Origin of the sequence: Oceanobacillus caeni (assembly GCF_019037185.1) — a bacterium.
Taxonomy (GTDB): domain Bacteria; phylum Bacillota; class Bacilli; order Bacillales; family Amphibacillaceae; genus Oceanobacillus; species Oceanobacillus caeni.
On record NZ_JAHHXM010000012.1, the window covers coordinates 35,324 to 52,849 of the forward strand.

At 34.5% G+C, this 17,526-nt stretch carries 13 protein-coding genes, 1 tRNA gene and 2 other annotated features; of the genes, 11 read left to right on the plus strand and 3 right to left on the minus strand.

Translation table 11 applies throughout. The annotated features are described in order from the left end of the window. Positions 1-125: 125 nt before the first annotated feature. Positions 126-467 (minus strand): ribonuclease P protein component, encoded by a 342-nt coding sequence (rnpA, locus tag KM885_RS08750; protein WP_204798321.1) that lies wholly within the window; start codon positions 465-467, stop codon positions 126-128. A 108-nt stretch (positions 468-575) separates the two neighbouring features. Continuing rightward, positions 576-710, minus strand: coding sequence for a 50S ribosomal protein L34 (gene rpmH / locus KM885_RS08755; protein ID WP_010094630.1), 135 nt, complete (start codon positions 708-710; stop codon positions 576-578). Between the two features lie 1,077 nt (positions 711-1,787). Between rpmH and dnaA the strand changes: the two genes are divergently transcribed. The 7 genes from dnaA (at position 1,788) to gyrA (ending at position 11,166) form a co-directional block, all read left to right on the plus strand. Further along, on the plus strand, positions 1,788-3,125 hold the full coding sequence (gene dnaA, locus KM885_RS08760) for a chromosomal replication initiator protein DnaA (protein ID WP_047186856.1): 1,338 nt from the start codon (positions 1,788-1,790) through the stop codon (positions 3,123-3,125). Between the two features lie 196 nt (positions 3,126-3,321). Next, the gene (gene dnaN, locus KM885_RS08765) at positions 3,322-4,458 is read left to right on the plus strand and encodes a DNA polymerase III subunit beta (protein ID WP_047186857.1); all 1,137 of its coding nucleotides are present in this window, start codon (positions 3,322-3,324) and stop codon (positions 4,456-4,458) included. Between the two features lie 234 nt (positions 4,459-4,692). After that, positions 4,693-4,914 (plus strand): S4 domain-containing protein YaaA, encoded by a 222-nt coding sequence (gene yaaA, locus KM885_RS08770; RefSeq protein WP_060668663.1) that lies wholly within the window; start codon positions 4,693-4,695, stop codon positions 4,912-4,914. A 2-nt stretch (positions 4,915-4,916) separates the two neighbouring features. Beyond that, entirely contained in the window at positions 4,917-6,029 is a 1,113-nt protein-coding gene (recF, locus tag KM885_RS08775; RefSeq protein WP_145524098.1) for a DNA replication/repair protein RecF, read from the plus strand. A gap of 27 nt (positions 6,030-6,056) precedes the next feature. Next, positions 6,057-6,338, plus strand: coding sequence for an extracellular matrix regulator RemB (remB, locus tag KM885_RS08780; RefSeq protein ID WP_145524099.1), 282 nt, complete (start codon positions 6,057-6,059; stop codon positions 6,336-6,338). A gap of 176 nt (positions 6,339-6,514) precedes the next feature. Then, entirely contained in the window at positions 6,515-8,434 is a 1,920-nt protein-coding gene (gyrB, locus tag KM885_RS08785) for a DNA topoisomerase (ATP-hydrolyzing) subunit B (RefSeq protein WP_204798324.1), read from the plus strand. A 215-nt stretch (positions 8,435-8,649) separates the two neighbouring features. Continuing rightward, positions 8,650-11,166 (plus strand): DNA gyrase subunit A, encoded by a 2,517-nt coding sequence (gyrA, locus tag KM885_RS08790; RefSeq protein ID WP_060668660.1) that lies wholly within the window; start codon positions 8,650-8,652, stop codon positions 11,164-11,166. A gap of 98 nt (positions 11,167-11,264) precedes the next feature. On the opposite strand, the gene KM885_RS08795 is transcribed toward gyrA, so the two are convergent. Further along, complete coding sequence (locus KM885_RS08795) at positions 11,265-12,221, minus strand: YaaC family protein (RefSeq protein WP_047186863.1); 957 nt, start codon at positions 12,219-12,221, stop codon at positions 11,265-11,267. 170 nt (positions 12,222-12,391) lie between these two features. Here KM885_RS08795 and guaB point away from each other — a divergent pair, with 170 nt between their 5' ends. The 4 genes from guaB (at position 12,392) to KM885_RS08815 (ending at position 17,184) form a co-directional block, all read left to right on the plus strand. Next, positions 12,392-13,864: an IMP dehydrogenase gene (gene guaB / locus KM885_RS08800; RefSeq protein ID WP_060668658.1), complete on the plus strand. Its 1,473-nt coding sequence runs from the start codon at positions 12,392-12,394 to the stop codon at positions 13,862-13,864. 211 nt (positions 13,865-14,075) lie between these two features. Next, positions 14,076-15,404 carry a D-alanyl-D-alanine carboxypeptidase family protein gene (locus KM885_RS08805; RefSeq protein WP_052771800.1) on the plus strand — a complete coding sequence of 443 codons (1,329 nt, stop codon included), beginning with the start codon at positions 14,076-14,078 and terminating at the stop codon, positions 15,402-15,404. Positions 15,405-15,455: 51 nt separating this feature from the next. Continuing rightward, positions 15,456-15,680: a binding site (T-box leader), on the plus strand. Positions 15,681-15,732: 52 nt separating this feature from the next. Further along, on the plus strand, positions 15,733-17,007 hold the full coding sequence (serS, locus tag KM885_RS08810; protein WP_047186865.1) for a serine--tRNA ligase: 1,275 nt from the start codon (positions 15,733-15,735) through the stop codon (positions 17,005-17,007). Positions 17,008-17,091: 84 nt separating this feature from the next. After that, positions 17,092-17,184, plus strand: a tRNA-Ser gene (locus KM885_RS08815). Between the two features lie 121 nt (positions 17,185-17,305). Next, positions 17,306-17,512, plus strand: a binding site (T-box leader). The last annotated feature ends 14 nt before the right edge of the window (positions 17,513-17,526 follow it).

Here is a 17,526-nt window from a genome sequence, read left to right on the forward strand (position 1 = left end):
TATTTTATATTAAAAAGACATAACTTTCTATTTTAAACTTAAACAACTTGGCATTTACCAAGCCTTTAAACAAATGCCTTGTTGCACTTATGAAATGGGAAGGACTTTATACCTAACCAAAACATTTACCTTTTTAATAAACGTTCTTTATATAAAAGATGGGTTAAACTCTTTTTTACTTCTTCATACCCCATATCTTTCGTCTGATTTCTAGCAATAATTACGATATCATGTGGGTATTTTATTTGACCTTCCAATTCTTGAAAAGCTTGACGCAAATATCTTTTAATTCTATTACGTGTCACAGCATTTCCGATTTTTTTACCGACCGAAAGTCCAACTCTAAAATGACTCTGTCCAGGTTTTTCTATGTAGTAAATAACAAGCTGACGGTTAGCAAAGGATTTACCTTTTTTAAACACAAACTGGAATTCCTCATTATTTTTAATACGAAATCTTTTTTTCATTCTTACCACCTATCTAACCCTTACAAGCCTGTCCTATTTGTTTTTAATATGTACAATCTTTCATTAATGTAATGATATGTAGAAAAAGACCACTGAGTCAACAGTGGCCTATGCTGATAATACTTTTCTTCCTTTACGGCGACGACGAGCTAGAACTTTACGTCCATTTTTTGTGCTCATACGAGCGCGAAAACCGTGTACTTTTTTACGTTTACGATTATTTGGTTGGAATGTTCTTTTCATTTATCTTGCACCTCCCTAAGGGAAAACTTCATATCTAAAATTAATGTTCATAACTTATCTATCAGACAGTCTTTGTAATTATACGTAATTTCTAGGTGATTTGTCAAATCTATTTTTGAACAAAGGCGAAAGCGCCCGTTTAGCGACGTACGGACTGCGCCTGGCCATGCCAGGTGGTCCGATGTTGCCGCGCAAAGCGGCGGTTTTAATCGGACATTCCACTTCCGCAGGAGATAAAGGAAACACGACGAACGGAGTGAGTCGATGTTGACTTATCGTACGGAGGTGAAGGAAGTCTCGCTAGTCGCTGGGCGCTGGAGCCGGACGTGGTCCTCCCTATGACAAGATTTAATAAGCTATTTTTTTATACTTTCTTTTCAAAAAGTTCAATGGAAATAATACTTCGAAGTTTCTAGTTGGCTCACTTTTCTGGAATGAAGTGCACTTGCTCATCTATTAACTATATACATTACGCTTTTAGTCGACCTCGCTTCATCCTTCTTTTTAATCACCCACTTAAAGCTCCTTCAATTGAACATCCTTTACTCCAAATTAATATCCTCACTCAGATCCACCCAAATATTTTAACTTCCCCCAAAACGCCTATATATTTCAATTAATTTTTTATCCACAATCCTATCTTAACAAAAAATCGACAATATTTTTCTATCCACAACAATTATCGACAAGTAAATAACAAAATATAGTAGTGTGGATAGTGTTTTTGCACAAGTAGTTGTCTTTGTGGATAAGTGTTCAAAAACCATTGCACATCTAGTTTTTTTTTGTTATCATATTAATGTTTTCACTTGTGGAAAAAATAACTGGTAAATAATTTATCCACAAACTGTGAATAAGCTGTGGATATTTATTAACACCCTATATAACAATTTTATAAACATACATGTGGATAACGTATATAACCTTTTCTAACCCTTCTTTATTCATATTTTAATTATCCACAAAAGAATTCTACAAAAATCATCATATACTTTATATTCAGCATGCCTTTTCCATCATTCGGTATGAAATGAGGGATGCTTTTTCTGTTATTTTTTGAAAGGAGTGAACTCCGTATTGGAAAATATTGAGGAGCTTTGGGTTGCTACTTTAGAAAAAATCGAAGAAAAAATTAGTAAACCAAGTTTTGATACATGGCTAAAGAATACAAAAGCTGAAGCACTAGAAAAAGATACGTTAGTTGTATCGGCTCCAAATGAATTTGCTAGAGATTGGCTAGAAAACCAATACACTGATTTAATTTCTGACATTATCGGTGAAATAACCGGATCACGTCTTAAAACAAAGTTCATTATTCCGGATATAACCCCGGAAGTAGAAGAATTAAAACCAATTCCAAAGGTTAAAGACACAGCAAATGATTTTCCAAAAACGATGCTAAATCCAAAGTATACGTTTGATACTTTTGTTATAGGTGCTGGTAATAGATTTGCTCATGCAGCATCTTTAGCTGTTGCAGAAGCACCTGCTAAGGCGTATAACCCTCTTTTTATTTATGGGGGCGTTGGTTTAGGAAAAACCCATTTAATGCACGCAATTGGCCATTATGTATTAGAACATAATCCTAAAGCAAAAGTAGTATATATTACATCTGAAAAATTTACGAATGAATTTATTGATGGGATTATGGATAATAAAACAACAAGTTTTCGCAATAAGTATCGAAATGTTGATGTCCTATTAATAGATGATATTCAATTTATAGCCGGAAAAGAATCAACTCAGGAAGAATTTTTCCATACATTCAATACATTACATGAGGAAAGTAAACAAATTATTATTTCTAGTGACCGTCCACCTAAAGAGATTCCTACACTAGAAGATCGTTTACGCTCTCGTTTTGAATGGGGATTAATTACCGATATTACACCACCTGATTTAGAAACAAGAATTGCTATTTTGAATAAAAAAGCTAAAGCAGACGGACTTGATATTCCTAATGAAGTTATGCTTTATATTGCTAATCAAATCGATACGAATATTCGTGAATTAGAAGGAGCGCTAATTAGAGTAGTAGCGTATTCTTCTCTAGTAAATAAAGACATTGATGCTTCACTTGCAGCGGATGCATTAAAAGATATTATTCCTTCAAATAAACCAAAAGTAGTAACGATTCTAGGGATTCAAGAAGCAGTTGGTGAAAAATATAATGTGAAATTGGAGGATTTTGCAGCTAAGAAAAGGACGAAATCTATTGCCTTTCCCAGGCAGATAGCAATGTATCTATCACGTGAAATGACAGATTTTTCATTGCCTAAAATTGGAGAAGAATTTGGTGGGCGTGATCACACAACAGTTATACACGCTCATGAAAAAATATCTAAATTACTAGAAAAAGACTCCGATTTTAATCGAGATATTGAAGATCTTAAAGAAACAATTAAATCATTATGACGAAACTAACAGTAATCCACATGTGAATATTGTTAATGGAACATCATAATTATAAACACTATATCCACATGTGGAAAACAAAGGTTTAAAACTATAAAATGCACTTATCCACATAATAACAGGTATTATTACTATTATTATTATATTTTTATAAATAAATAATATAAATAGAACTTCCAACTAGGAGGATTTTTTTATGAAATTTATTATTCAAAGAGAGCAATTGATTTCTAGTGTTCAAAATGTAATGAAGGCTGTATCATCCCGACCAGTTATTCCGATTTTGACAGGAATTAAGATTGAAGCAAAAGAACATGGAATTACGTTAACAGGTAGTGACTCAGATGTGTCAATTGAATCCTATATTCCACGTGAAGAAGATGGAAATGTTAATGTAGAGCAAATTGAAGAAGGTAACATTGTTTTACAGGCTAAATATTTCCCTGATATTGTACGTAAATTGCCAGAGAAAACAGTCGAAATTGAATCGGATCCTAATTTAAAAGTAACGATTCGATCAGGTAAAGCAGAATTTATTCTAAATGGACAAGATGCGGATGAATATCCACAGCTACCAACAATTCAAACAGACGATAGTTTTGAAATACCAATTGATTTATTAAAAGGTATGATTAAACAAACCGTATTTGCTGTCTCTACCATGGAAACACGCCCGATTTTAACTGGGGTTAATTTAAATTTAAGCAATAATGTATTAAAGTTTGTAGCAACAGATAGTCACCGTTTAGCTTCAAGAGAAGTACCTATTTCTAATACAAATCTTGAATTTAAAAATATTGTAGTACCTGGAAAAAGTTTAAATGAGCTAAATAAAATATTAGTTGACTCAGAAGAAACGGTAGAAATAAGTGTTACAAATAATCAAATATTATTCCGTACAAAATACTTAAATTTCCTATCTCGTTTATTAGATGGGAATTATCCAGAAACTGCACGTTTAATTCCAGAACAATATAAAACACAAATTCAAGTCAAAACAAAAGAACTTTTGAGTACTATTGATCGTGCTTCGTTACTAGCAAAAGAGGAACGTAATAATGTTGTCCGATTAACTACACAGGAATCACAATTAATTGAAATTAGTAGTAACTCACCAGAAATTGGGAATGTAACGGAAGAAATAATGGCTCAACTAATGGAAGGAGAAGAATTAAAGATCTCTTTCAGCTCCAAATATATGATTGATGCATTAAAGGCAATTGAATATGATGAGGTATCTATTGCATTTACTGGTGCAATGAGACCATTTGTCATCCGCCCTGTAAATGATGATTCTATTTTACAACTTATACTTCCAGTAAGAACGTATTAAAAAACTATGTAGAAAGAAAAAAGGAAATTGGTTCATACTAATTTCCTTTTTTGTATTCTGAAATAAACCTTATGCTAAAAATCAAATATAGGCCTTTTTAAGCGATTTATTTTATTTTCTAGGGGTTTACCTTCCCTAAAAGCAAAAACTTTAGTAAAATAGGTATATAAAAGTTTTAGAAGGATAAGAAGGTTAATAGACATAAAAATATTAAAATAGATTGTGGTGAGAAATTTGCATGAAGAAGTAAAAATTGGAACGGATTATATTACATTAGGACAATTAATTAAACTTCTAAACATTTTTGATTCGGGTGGTATGGTTAAAGCTTACTTACAAGATGTTGGTGTAATGGTTAATAGTGAGAAAGAACATCGTCGAGGAAGAAAGCTATATCCAAATGATGTCGTAGAAATAGAAGAGCATGGTTCTTATATTGTAAAAAAAGAGGCCTAATTATGCACATAGAAAGGCTAGAGCTAAAAAATTATCGGAATTACGAGAGTCAATCTATTGAATTTGATGACAAAGTAAATGTCATCATTGGAGAAAATGCCCAAGGCAAAACAAATTTGATGGAGGCAATTTATGTATTAGCTTTCACAAAGTCTCACCGTACTTCACATGAAAAAGAACTTATCCAATGGGATAAAGAGTATGCTAAAATAGAAGGTAGAGTAAAGAAGAGAAATCAATCTGTCCCATTGGAATTTATTATTTCTAAAAAGGGCAAGAGGGCAAAATTGAATCATCTCGAGCAAAAAAGATTAAGTGACTATATAGGTGCAATGAATATCGTCATGTTTGCGCCCGAAGATTTAACTCTTGTCAAAGGGCCACCACAGATTAGACGCAGATTCATTGATATGGAATTAGGGCAAATTCAACCTACCTATATTTATCATCTAGGGCAATATCAAAGAATTTTAAAACAAAGAAACTTTCTTTTAAAACAAATGCAACGAAGAGAAAAAACAGATATGGCCATGTTAGAAGTATTAACGACACAATTAGTTGAACACGCAGCTATTATTTTAGAGAAACGTTTTATATTTCTAAATTTACTAAAGGGTTGGGCTAATTCCATTCATCATGGCATTAGTAGAGGATTAGAGAAACTAGAAATTAAGTATAGTGCGACAATAGAAGTATCAGACGATGGAAATAAGGAGAAAATAAATAGTATCTATTTTGATAAATTTCAGGAAATAAGAGACAAAGAGATAGAACGGGGAACCACTCTTATCGGTCCTCATCGTGATGATTTAATTTTTTTAGTTAATGAGAAAGATGTTCAAACATACGGTTCACAAGGACAGCAACGGACAACAGCCCTATCTTTAAAGCTAGCAGAGATTGAATTGATCCATAAAGAAGTTGGAGAATATCCCATATTACTTCTTGATGATGTTTTAAGCGAATTAGATGATTATAGACAATCACATTTATTAAATACCATTCAAGGAAAAGTACAAACCTTTGTTTCTACTACTAGCGTAGATGGTATTCACCACGAAACATTAAAAAAAGCGGAGTTATTTCGTGTCAGTAAAGGTAACATTGAACTTTAGCCAAATCAATTAGAAAGGATTTGGAAAATGTTTATTCATATAGGAAATGGTAATGTTATTCAATCTAAAGATGTCATAGCAATTATCGATTATCAAAGCATTTCTTCGTCTGTGATTATGGAAGAAATGATACAAGCTTGGAAAAAGGAAAAGAAAATTGTTGGACCAAAAAGTAATGCCAAATCAGTTATTGTAACGGAAAATCAAATATATTATACGGCAGTTTCCGTTTCAACACTTAAAAAACGTACAGGCATAACACAGGGAATTAGTAATGAACAAGATTTTTCTGATGAAATTTCTCTATAAATTTGATTTCAAATAAATTCATGATTTCTATCATTAAAACGAGGTTCAAAAAGGAGAATAAAAAGGATCGAGTCGGCTAAAGTCTTTAGTACCGAAGTGTCTTTATTAATCGGACTTTTGAACAACCTCTTAAAATAGATTTAGTTTTCATAAGAAATGAGTGTGAGAGAATGGCAATGGAAGAAAATACAACAACAGAACAAGCTTATGATGCTGATCAAATACAAGTTTTAGAAGGGTTAGAAGCTGTTCGAAAAAGACCCGGAATGTATATTGGTTCTACATCTGAACGTGGATTGCATCATCTTGTTTGGGAAATTGTTGATAATAGTATCGATGAAGCCTTGGCTGGATATTGTGATCACATTGAAATCGCTATTGAAAAAGATAATAGTATTACGGTTCAAGATAATGGACGTGGTATTCCAGTAGATATTCAGAAGAAGACAGGCAGACCAGCTTTAGAAGTTATTATGACGGTTCTCCATGCTGGCGGTAAGTTTGGCGGTGGCGGATATAAGGTTTCTGGTGGACTTCATGGTGTTGGTGCATCGGTTGTTAATGCCTTATCAGCTAATATGGAGGTCTATGTGCATCGTGATGGTAAAATCCACTTTCAAGGTTATGAAAAAGGTATTCCACAAAACGAAATTAAAGTAATTGGAGAAACGGATATAACAGGCACGGTTACACATTTTAAGCCAGATCCAGAAATTTTTACTGAAACATTGGAATATAACATGGAAACACTAACTCAACGTGTTCGTGAATTAGCTTTCTTAAATAAAGGACTAAGAATATCACTTGAAGATAAAAGAATTGATCAAGAACCTGTAAGTTTCCATTATGAAGGTGGAATTAAATCTTACGTTGAATATATTAACTCCAAAAAGGAAGTCTTACATGAGCCCTTTTATGCTGAAGGAGAAGATCAGGAAATTTCTGTAGAGGTCTCCATCCAATATAATGATGGATTTGCTACAAATATATACTCTTTTGCAAACAATATTCACACGTATGAAGGCGGAACACATGAAGTTGGATTTAGAACAGGGTTAACCCGTGTAATAAATGATTATGCGCGTAAAAATAATTTAATCAAAGAGAGAGACGCCAATCTTACTGGGGATGATGTGAGAGAAGGTATCACCGCAATTGTCTCTATAAAACATCCTAATCCACAATTTGAAGGCCAAACGAAAACAAAACTTGGAAATAGTGAAGTAAGAACAGTAACGGATGCTGTTTTCAGCGATAAATTTTCTGCATTTCTTTTTGAAAACCCTAGCGTTGCGAAAATTATTGTAGAAAAGGGATTAATGGCATCAAGAGCACGTATGGCAGCTAAAAAGGCACGTGAATTAACAAGAAGAAAAGGTGCCTTAGATGTGTCAAGTTTACCTGGGAAGCTAGCTGATTGTTCTTCTAGGGATGCATCTATTAGTGAACTTTATATCGTTGAGGGAGACTCAGCTGGTGGTTCAGCTAAATCAGGGCGAGACCGTCACTTCCAAGCAATTCTCCCTTTACGAGGCAAAATTTTAAACGTAGAAAAAGCACGTTTAGACCGAATTCTGTCAAATAATGAAGTTCGAGCGATGATTACAGCTTTAGGGACAGGGATTTCTGAGGACTTTGATATTTCTAAAGCAAGATATCATAAAGTAGTTATCATGACAGATGCTGACGTAGATGGAGCACATATACGTACATTACTATTAACATTTTTCTATCGTTATATGCGCCCATTAATAGAAAATGGATATATTTATATTGCACAACCACCTTTATACCAGATCAAACAAGGAAAAGCCGTTCATTACGTTTATGATGACAAGGAATTACAAGAAATTTTAGATAAATTACCTCAAAATCCAAAACCTGGTATTCAGCGTTATAAAGGTCTTGGCGAAATGAACGCAGAACAATTATGGGAAACAACAATGGATCCAGATAAACGTACTTTACTAAGGGTTGAATTAGAAGATGCGATTGATGCAGACCAAGTATTTGATATGTTAATGGGTGATAAAGTAGAGCCAAGACGTCAGTTCATAGAAGAAAATGCTCAATATGTGAAGAATTTAGATATTTAAAGATAGGTAAGTAGAAGTAAAAGATATATGAATGAGCAATTAGCTCATTCTTTTATACTTGGCAAAGGATAAAATTTGAGCGAGAAGCGGATTCGGTGTAGCAAAAAATTTTAATGTTCCAAGTATAAGAAAAGCTAACACATTCGCTTAAGGACAAGCGAATGTGAGTTTTTCTAATGTTTACTCTTTTGCTTTTCATAGGAGGTATAAAATATATGGCTGAAGAAAGCCGTCCTAGTGTACAGGATGTTAATATTAGTAAAGAGATGCGTACATCTTTCTTAGATTATGCGATGAGTGTTATTGTATCGCGTGCCCTCCCAGATGTTAGGGATGGAATGAAGCCTGTTCATCGTAGAATTTTATATGCAATGAATGATTTAGGTATGCATTCAGATAAGGCTCATAAAAAATCAGCTCGTATCGTTGGTGAAGTAATCGGTAAATACCATCCACATGGTGATTCAGCAGTTTATGAAACGATGGTACGTATGGCACAAGATTTTAGTTATCGATATATGCTTGTTGATGGTCACGGCAACTTTGGATCGGTTGATGGTGACTCCGCAGCTGCAATGCGTTATACAGAAGCAAGAATGTCCAAAATATCTATGGAATTAGTTCGTGATATTAACAAAGATACCATTGATTATCAGGATAACTATGATGGTTCAGAACGCGAACCAGTTGTCTTTCCATCTCGCTTTCCTAATTTATTAGTCAATGGGACCTCGGGAATTGCCGTTGGAATGGCAACCAATATTCCTCCACATAATCTAGGTGAGACCATTGATGCGGTATTAGCCGTAAGTAAAGATCCAGAAATTACAATTGAAGAAATCATGGAAAGCTATTTGCCAGGACCTGATTTCCCTACTGCTGGGCAAATTCTCGGTAGAAGTGGTATCCGTAAGGCTTATGAGACAGGAAAAGGTTCTATTACCGTTCGTGCAAAGGCCAATATTGAAGAACATGCTAATGGGAAGTCTTCCATTATTGTCACTGAACTCCCTTATCAAGTAAACAAGTCAAAATTGGTTGAAAAAATAGCAGAACTTGTTCGTGATAAAAGAATTGAAGGTATTACAGATCTTAGAGATGAATCTGACCGTAATGGAATGCGAATCGTAATTGAATTACGTCGAGATGCAAATGCCAATGTCGTTTTAAATAATTTATATAAACAAACCTCTATGCAAACAACATTTGGTATTAACACACTAGCTCTTGTTGACGGTCAACCTAAGGTATTGAACATTAAAGAGTGTTTAGTACATTATTTAAACCACCAAAGAGTGATTATTAGAAGAAGAACGGAATTTGAATTAAGGAAAGCAGAAGCACGTGCCCATATTTTAGAAGGACTACGCATTGCTTTAGACCATATAGACGAAGTAATTACACTTATCCGTAATTCGAAAACAACTGATATTGCTCGTACAGGTTTAATGGAAACATTCCATCTATCCGAAAAACAAGCACAAGCAATCTTGGATATGCGTTTGCAACGTTTAACAGGACTAGAACGAGATAAAATTGAAGAGGAATATACTGAATTACAAAAGCTTATTGCTGAATTAAGAGCAATTTTAGCGGATGACGAGAAAATACTTGAAATTATCCGTGAAGAGCTATTAGAAATTAAGGAAAAATATAATGATGATAGACGTACAGAAATTGTCGTTGGTGGAACTGATTTCTTTGAAGATGAAGACCTTATTCCAGAAGAAAATATCGTCATTACATTAACTCATAAAGGGTATATTAAACGTCTTCCGTCCTCAACTTATCGTACCCAAAAACGGGGTGGACGTGGAATCCAAGGTATGGGTACAAATGAAGATGATTTTGTAGAACATTTAGTTTCTACATCTACCCATGATACGATTCTATTCTTTACGAATAAAGGAAAAGTTTATAGAGCTAAGGGATATGAAGTTCCTGAGTTTTCAAGAACGGCAAAAGGTATACCAATCATTAATATGCTTCAAGTAGAAAGTGGAGAATGGGTTAATGCAGTTATTTCGGTAAGTGAATATAAGGAAGAGGCCTATCTATTCTTTACTACAAAATTTGGTATTACCAAACGTACATCTTTATCTATGTTTGCTAACATACGTAAAGGTGGACTTATTGCTCTTGGATTACGAGAAGATGATGAACTTATATCCGTTAAATTGACCAATGGAAGTAAAGATATTATGATTGCAACGAAACAAGGGTATCTTATTCGCTTTGAGGAAACCCAGATTAGAGCGATGGGTAGAACTGCTGCAGGTGTAAGAGGTATATCTTTACGTGATGATGATGAAGTAGTATCAATGGAAGTATTAGAAGAAGGCTCTCATATTCTTCATGTGACGAATAAAGGTTACGGAAAACAAACACCGGAATCTGAATATCGTAGAATAAACCGTGGTGGTAAAGGCGTTATTACATGTAAGTTAAATGATAAAACAGGGCATGTCTCTGCTGTTAAAGCTGTTAATGGCGAAGAAGATTTAATGGTAATTACTGTAGGAGGCGTACTCATTCGTATTCCTGTAAAAGATATTTCTATAACTGGAAGAAGTACAATGGGTGTCCGACTCATTCGCTTACATGATGATGAAGAGGTAGCTACAGTTGCTAAAATTGAACAAGAAGAAAATGATGCTGAAAATGAAGATGCTACTGAATTAGGGTCTAAAGAAGAAACTGAAACGGAAACAGATAACAAAATAGATGAATAAAAAAGGTGGCTTTAAAGCCACCTTTTTTAGCTGGTAAGAAGGGCTTTCCCTGTCCACCAAAGCTTTTTAAATAAAATGGACATAGGAATTGCCATATTTTAATTTCCTTTATCCATATTTTTGTATAATTCATCTTCTAGTATTTTTGGAATCTTTTTTGCTGTTATATCTAAAAACTGTAATATGAAAGGGTAATCCATTTCCGGTTTTGATGATAATAAGTCCCCCCACCATTCGGCTTCATAACGACAAAGCATACTTAGATTATATAAAAGTAAATAATGAATCATGACATCCGATATTGGTAGAAAATGTTCTCTATTAAGTGGAAAATATATTTTATCATCGTCCATGTGTTTGTAAAAAGGCCCATTAAATGATTCTAGCCTTTCTTCCAACTGAACAGTAATGACGGACTGACGCTCTTCCATATGTTTGATTACCGATAAATAGGGTTTGATTCGATTGAGAAAAGCATCTTTCGTTATGTGATAATAATCCAGTATTGTAGTAGGAAATTGAAGTATTGGAGAATCCTTTGAACCAACCACTACCATTTTTTCAGTTCCTTGGAAGGAAAAGAAGGTTTGCATTTCTGGTATAAGGGAAAATAAGTCCACCATTTGAATCTTGTCAAAAGGAACAGGATTAATAGAATATAGATGCTTCGAAAGGTATGGAAAAAGCCCATTAATTTGGACTTTCACTTCATCCGACATAAATGTATAATTACGCTTTTTTCTCTTCCTAGATGTAACTCCATGTGACAATAAAACGGTAGATTCTGGGTAATTCGGACGCTTAGTTAATAAACAGGCTTTTAATAAATGGGTTAATCCATAAAAATATAAAACAGGTTTAGCAAAAAGCTCTACCTTATGGCCAATTTCATAAAATTTCCTACCATGATCAAGATAATATAATAAAGCATTATAATTTTGGTAACTTTTAGCTTCAACATCCTGTTCATTTATCTTTTTATAACAGCTTTGTAAGTAAACTTGAGCAGTTTGTTGTGAGGTTAAAAATGAAAAAAATCCATCTGATTTACTCATAATAATCTCCTAAGGTAATTTTCAGAATCTATTTACTTCTCATTTTTCAATAATATGTTGTTGAAAAAGAAGGATAGTTGGCGTATTGTATATAAAAATAGAGATTATCTACTAGTTTAGTCATTCATCTTTTATTAAATACCTTTTAAATTTGAGAAGGAGGAGTTACATTGCGAAAAGATAAATTTGCAAAAGAAGGTTTAACGTTTGATGATGTATTATTAATACCAGCGAAATCTGAAGTTTTACCTAATCAAGTTCAATTGAGTACGGAGCTTACGCCAAGTTTAAAATTAAATACGCCATTTATAAGTGCCGGAATGGATACCGTAACAGAAGCTGAAATGGCAATTGCTATGGCTCGTCAAGGTGGTTTTGGAGTCATTCATAAAAACATGTCGATTGAAGAACAAGCTGAACAAGTTGACCGTGTAAAACGTTCAGAGAGTGGTGTTATTACTAATCCATTTTTCTTAACACCAGAACATCAAGTATATGATGCCGAACATTTAATGGGTAAATTCCGTATTTCAGGTGTGCCAATTGTAAATTCTGTAGAAGAACAACAATTAGTTGGTATTATTACCAACCGTGATTTACGCTTTATTCAAGATTATTCTATTTCTATTTCTGAAGTGATGACTAGTACTGATTTAATTACTGCGCCGGTTGGAACAACATTGGAAGAAGCGGAAAAAATCCTCCAAAAATATAAAATTGAGAAATTACCATTAGTGGACGGGAATAACGTATTAAAAGGTTTAATTACGATTAAAGATATTGAAAAAGTAATTGAGTTCCCAAATGCTGCTAAAGATGCTCAAGGCAGACTTTTAGTCGGAGCAGCTGTTGGGGTAACGAAGGATGCAATGAAGCGTATCGATAAGCTAGTAGAAGCGGGTGTAGACGTTATTGTCATCGATACAGCACATGGTCATTCTAAAGGTGTTCTTGACCAGGTTAAAGAAGTACGTAAAGAATACCCTGAATTAAATATTATTGCTGGTAATGTTGCAACTGCAGATGGTACTAGAGAACTTATTGAAGCGGGTGCCTCCATTGTTAAAGTTGGTATCGGACCGGGATCAATATGTACGACACGTGTCGTAGCGGGTGTTGGAGTACCACAAATTACAGCGGTAAACGATTGCGCTATGGCGGCACAAGAATATGGTGTACCAATTATTGCAGATGGTGGTCTTAAATATTCTGGAGATATCGTTAAAGCAATGGCAGCAGGTGCGCATGCTGTTATGGTGGGTAGTATGTTTGCTGGTACTACTGAAAGTCCTGGTGAAACAGAAATCTATCAAGGAAGAAAATATAAAGTATATCGTGGTATGGGATCTGTCGGGGCTATGAAAGCCGGCTCTAAAGACCGTTATTTCCAAGGCGATACAGATAATAAAAAACTAGTTCCTGAAGGTATTGAAGGTAGAGTACCTTATAAAGGTTCGTTAGCAGATACGATTCATCAATTAAGCGGTGGTCTTCGTTCTGGTATGGGCTACTGTGGAACAGCAACCATTGATGCTTTACGAAATGAAGCTCAATTTGTAAGAATTACTAATGCTGGTATACGTGAAAGCCATCCACATGATGTCCAAATTACAAAAGAGGCTCCTAACTATTCCGTTCAATAACTAAATGGTTAGGTAAAACCTTTTGAACAACCTCTATAAAATTTTTTTAAGGTGAGGACTTTCCTCATCTATTTTTTTTTGAGATGCTATGTTAAAATAACAAAGTATCTGTGAAATTTTATATAGAAAACATGCCATTTTTGTAAAAAAAGAAAGTTTTATTTCTTTCTACCTAATAAAAATAGACAAAGGGAATTTTTGGAGGTAAAAAATGTTTAAACATCACAAGAAAATTATATCGTTATTTTTCCTACTAACGGTTTCACTAGGAATTCTTACCTATCATCCTAATAATATAAAAGCGGAGGCTTCCTTAGATATAGATGCAGAGGCAGCTATTCTAGTTGACTTTGATACAGGGAAGATATTATACGCAAAAAATGAGAACGTGTTACTTCCTCCAGCAAGTATGACGAAAATGATGACAGAGTATTTAGTAATGGAGGCAATTAAAGAAGGAAAAATTTCATGGGATACAACTACACAAATTAGTGATTATGCTTATGCTATCTCAGCTAACACCTCATTATCAGGCGTAGGTTTAGTACAAAATAAGCAGTATACTGTAAAAGACTTATATCAAGCAATGGCGATTAACTCAGACAATGCAACAACAATTGCACTTGCGGAACTTGTTGGCGGCTCTGAAACTGAATTTGTTAAAATGATGAATCAAAAGGCCAAGGAATTAGGCCTAGAATCCAAATTTGTTAATGCTTCAGGATTAGACAATAAAGATTTAGAAGGAAATCAGCCGGAAGGTACTAGTGTGGAAGATTTAAATTTATTAACTGCCCGTTCTACGGCAATACTAGCATATAACCTTATAAAAGATTTCCCAGAGGTCTTAGAAATTGCTTCTATCCCGAAAACAACATTTGATGGACAAGAGATAGATAACTGGAATAGAATGCTTCCACATGAGGGAGTAAACTTTAAACAGTTTTATTACGAAGGTGTAGACGGACTAAAGACCGGCTTTACGGATAGTGGTGGATATAATTTTACAGGAACAGCTGTAAGAAACGGACAACGATTAATTTCTGTTGTGATGAAGTCGGAAAGTGAAGCACAACGTTTCCAACAAACAAGTAAACTTTTAGATTATGGTTATAATAACTTTACAGCACAGGAATTATTCCCTAAAGGTTATCAACTAAAAGGACAAACGGAGGTTCCTGTATCTAAAGGGAAAGAAAAGAATGTAGAGGTTTCTTTAGCTGAAGGCATTACCGTACCAGTTAAAGGTGACGATGCTGAAAATTATACTCTTAAATATGAATTAGATAAATCCAAATTAAATGAAGATGGTGAATTAATTGCACCAATTGAAAAAGGCGAAGTAATTGGTACAGCTAAACTTGTTTATAAAGGCGATAATGATTATGGATATATTACGGATGATCAAGGGTCTGTACCAATTGTAACAGACCAAGCGGTAGAAAAAGCAAATTGGTTTATGCTTACAATCGGAGCTATTGGTGACTTCTTTGCTAATATATTTTCTTCAGCAGTAGATTGGATTAAAGGTTTATTTTAATTTGCATCTTTATTAAAAAATGATTATGATAATGATAATAAAACAATCTTATCAACAGTGTTGAAAGGAATTAGTAACAGTAACACCTATCTAAAGAGAGTCGATGGTTGGTGGAAATCGATGTTAGAGTGCTGTGAATCCATCCTTGAACTGGTTTACGGAAAGGAATTCCCTCCAAGTAAGTAAACCCGGTAAGTGCCGTTACAACGTGAAAGCCGGAAGAGATTATCTCTTCAATAAGGGTGGCAACGCGGGAATTATACTCTCGTCCCTATCTATTTGGGACGGGGGTTTTTTGTATTTATCCAAAATTTAAGGAGGAAGTGTCATGTTAGATTTAAAATATTTACGTAATAATTTTGAAGAAGTAAAAACAAAACTTAACCACCGCGGTGAAGATTTATCAGAATTAGACCATTTTGGTGAGGTCGATGAAAGACGTAGACGACTTATTTTAGAAACAGAAACTTTAAAAGCAAAACGAAATGAAGTGACTAAGCAAATTTCCGCCCTAAAAAGGGAGAAAAAAGATGCTGAGCCTGCAATAAAGGAAATGCGTGAAGTAGGAGACCAAATAGCGAAATTAGACAAAGAATTAAAAGAGTTAGAAGATAAATTACAACAGATCATGCTTTCTATCCCTAATATTCCCCATGAAAGTGTCCCTGTAGGTGAAGATGAGGATGATAATGTGGAAGTTCGCAGGTGGGGTGACGTTCCAACATTTGATTTTGAGGATAAAGCACATTGGGATATCGCAACAGATCTTGATATTTTAGATTTCGAACGAGCTGGAAAAGTTACGGGAAGTCGGTTTGTTTTTTATAAAGGATTGGGTGCTAGATTAGAACGTGCACTTCTTAACTTTATGATGGATTTACATGCAGATAAACATGGTTATACCGAAGTCCTCCCACCGTCTATTGTAAATCGCACAAGCATGACTGGTACTGGACAATTGCCAAAGTTTGAAGAAGATGCATTTAAAGTAGAAGATTGGGATTATTTCCTAGCCCCTACAGCAGAGGTCCCTGTTACGAATTATCATCGTGATGAAATTTTAAATGTGGATGATTTACCACGAAAATATGTAGCATATAGTGCATGTTTCCGTTCTGAAGCGGGATCTGCTGGTCGCGATACAAGAGGATTAATTCGCCAACATCAATTTAATAAAGTAGAATTGGTCCAATTTGTGAAGCCAGAAGAGTCTTATGAAACATTAGAAACATTGACAAATCATGCGGAAAAAGTACTACAATTACTTGAATTACCTTATCGAGTAATGAGTATGTGTACTGGAGACCTAGGATTTACAGCAGCTAAAAAGTATGACATAGAGGTATGGATTCCGAATCAAAATACGTACCGTGAAATTTCTTCTTGTTCTAATTTTGAAGACTTCCAAGCAAGACGTGCAGGAATTCGATTCCGTAGAGAAGCAAATGGTAAGCCTGAATTTGTTCATACATTGAATGGATCCGGATTAGCAATTGGAAGAACAGTTGCAGCAATTCTTGAGAACTATCAACAGGAAGATGGCTCAGTTAAAGTACCAAAAGTCTTGGTTCCTTATATGGGTGGTTTAGAATATTTGAAGTAAAAAAAGGGGGAGTATTTCTCCCTTTTTTTCATAAAAATTATTGACATGCTTGTCGAAAGATGGTATATTAATTTTTGTTGTTACGGAGGTATACCCAAGTCTGGCTGAAGGGGTCGGTCTTGAAAACCGAGAGGCGGGTCAAACCGCGCGGGGGTTCGAATCCCTCTACCTCCTCCATTTTTAATTAACGCGCACATAACTTTGGAGATAAAAGGACACCGTTACTTATTGTAATGGTGTCTTCTAATATACGAACATTATTTTTAATAAAGCATATATTACTTTAAATAACTAAATAAGTAAGGCAAAGAATAGGCTAGTAGTACATATTTATTCGAAAAGAGAAGGAAGCCATAGGCTGAAAGTTTCCTACGAAAGAAAGTGTATGAACCTACCTATGAGTCGTTAGTTAAGAAGCTAACCACAGAATACTGTGTTATCAAAAAAGAGAGGGTAATGAATTTACCAAATTAGGTGGTACCGCGGAACCCATTCCGTCCTAAATGTTATGATAGGGCG

What these genes read in the sequence shown, in the direction of transcription:
- recF (WP_145524098.1), top strand. Translation starts at nt 4,917, where the DNA reads ATGCACATAGAAAGGCTAGAGCTAAAAAATTATCGGAATTACGAGAGT.
- dnaN (WP_047186857.1), top strand. Translation starts at nt 3,322, where the DNA reads ATGAAATTTATTATTCAAAGAGAGCAATTGATTTCTAGTGTTCAAAAT.
- gyrB (WP_204798324.1), top strand. Translation starts at nt 6,515, where the DNA reads ATGGAAGAAAATACAACAACAGAACAAGCTTATGATGCTGATCAAATA.
- KM885_RS08795 (WP_047186863.1), bottom strand. Translation starts at nt 12,221, where the DNA reads ATGAGTAAATCAGATGGATTTTTTTCATTTTTAACCTCACAACAAACT.
- rpmH (WP_010094630.1), bottom strand. Translation starts at nt 710, where the DNA reads ATGAAAAGAACATTCCAACCAAATAATCGTAAACGTAAAAAAGTACAC.
- serS (WP_047186865.1), top strand. Translation starts at nt 15,733, where the DNA reads ATGTTAGATTTAAAATATTTACGTAATAATTTTGAAGAAGTAAAAACA.
- gyrA (WP_060668660.1), top strand. Translation starts at nt 8,650, where the DNA reads ATGGCTGAAGAAAGCCGTCCTAGTGTACAGGATGTTAATATTAGTAAA.
- rnpA (WP_204798321.1), bottom strand. Translation starts at nt 467, where the DNA reads ATGAAAAAAAGATTTCGTATTAAAAATAATGAGGAATTCCAGTTTGTG.
- remB (WP_145524099.1), top strand. Translation starts at nt 6,057, where the DNA reads ATGTTTATTCATATAGGAAATGGTAATGTTATTCAATCTAAAGATGTC.
- KM885_RS08805 (WP_052771800.1), top strand. Translation starts at nt 14,076, where the DNA reads ATGTTTAAACATCACAAGAAAATTATATCGTTATTTTTCCTACTAACG.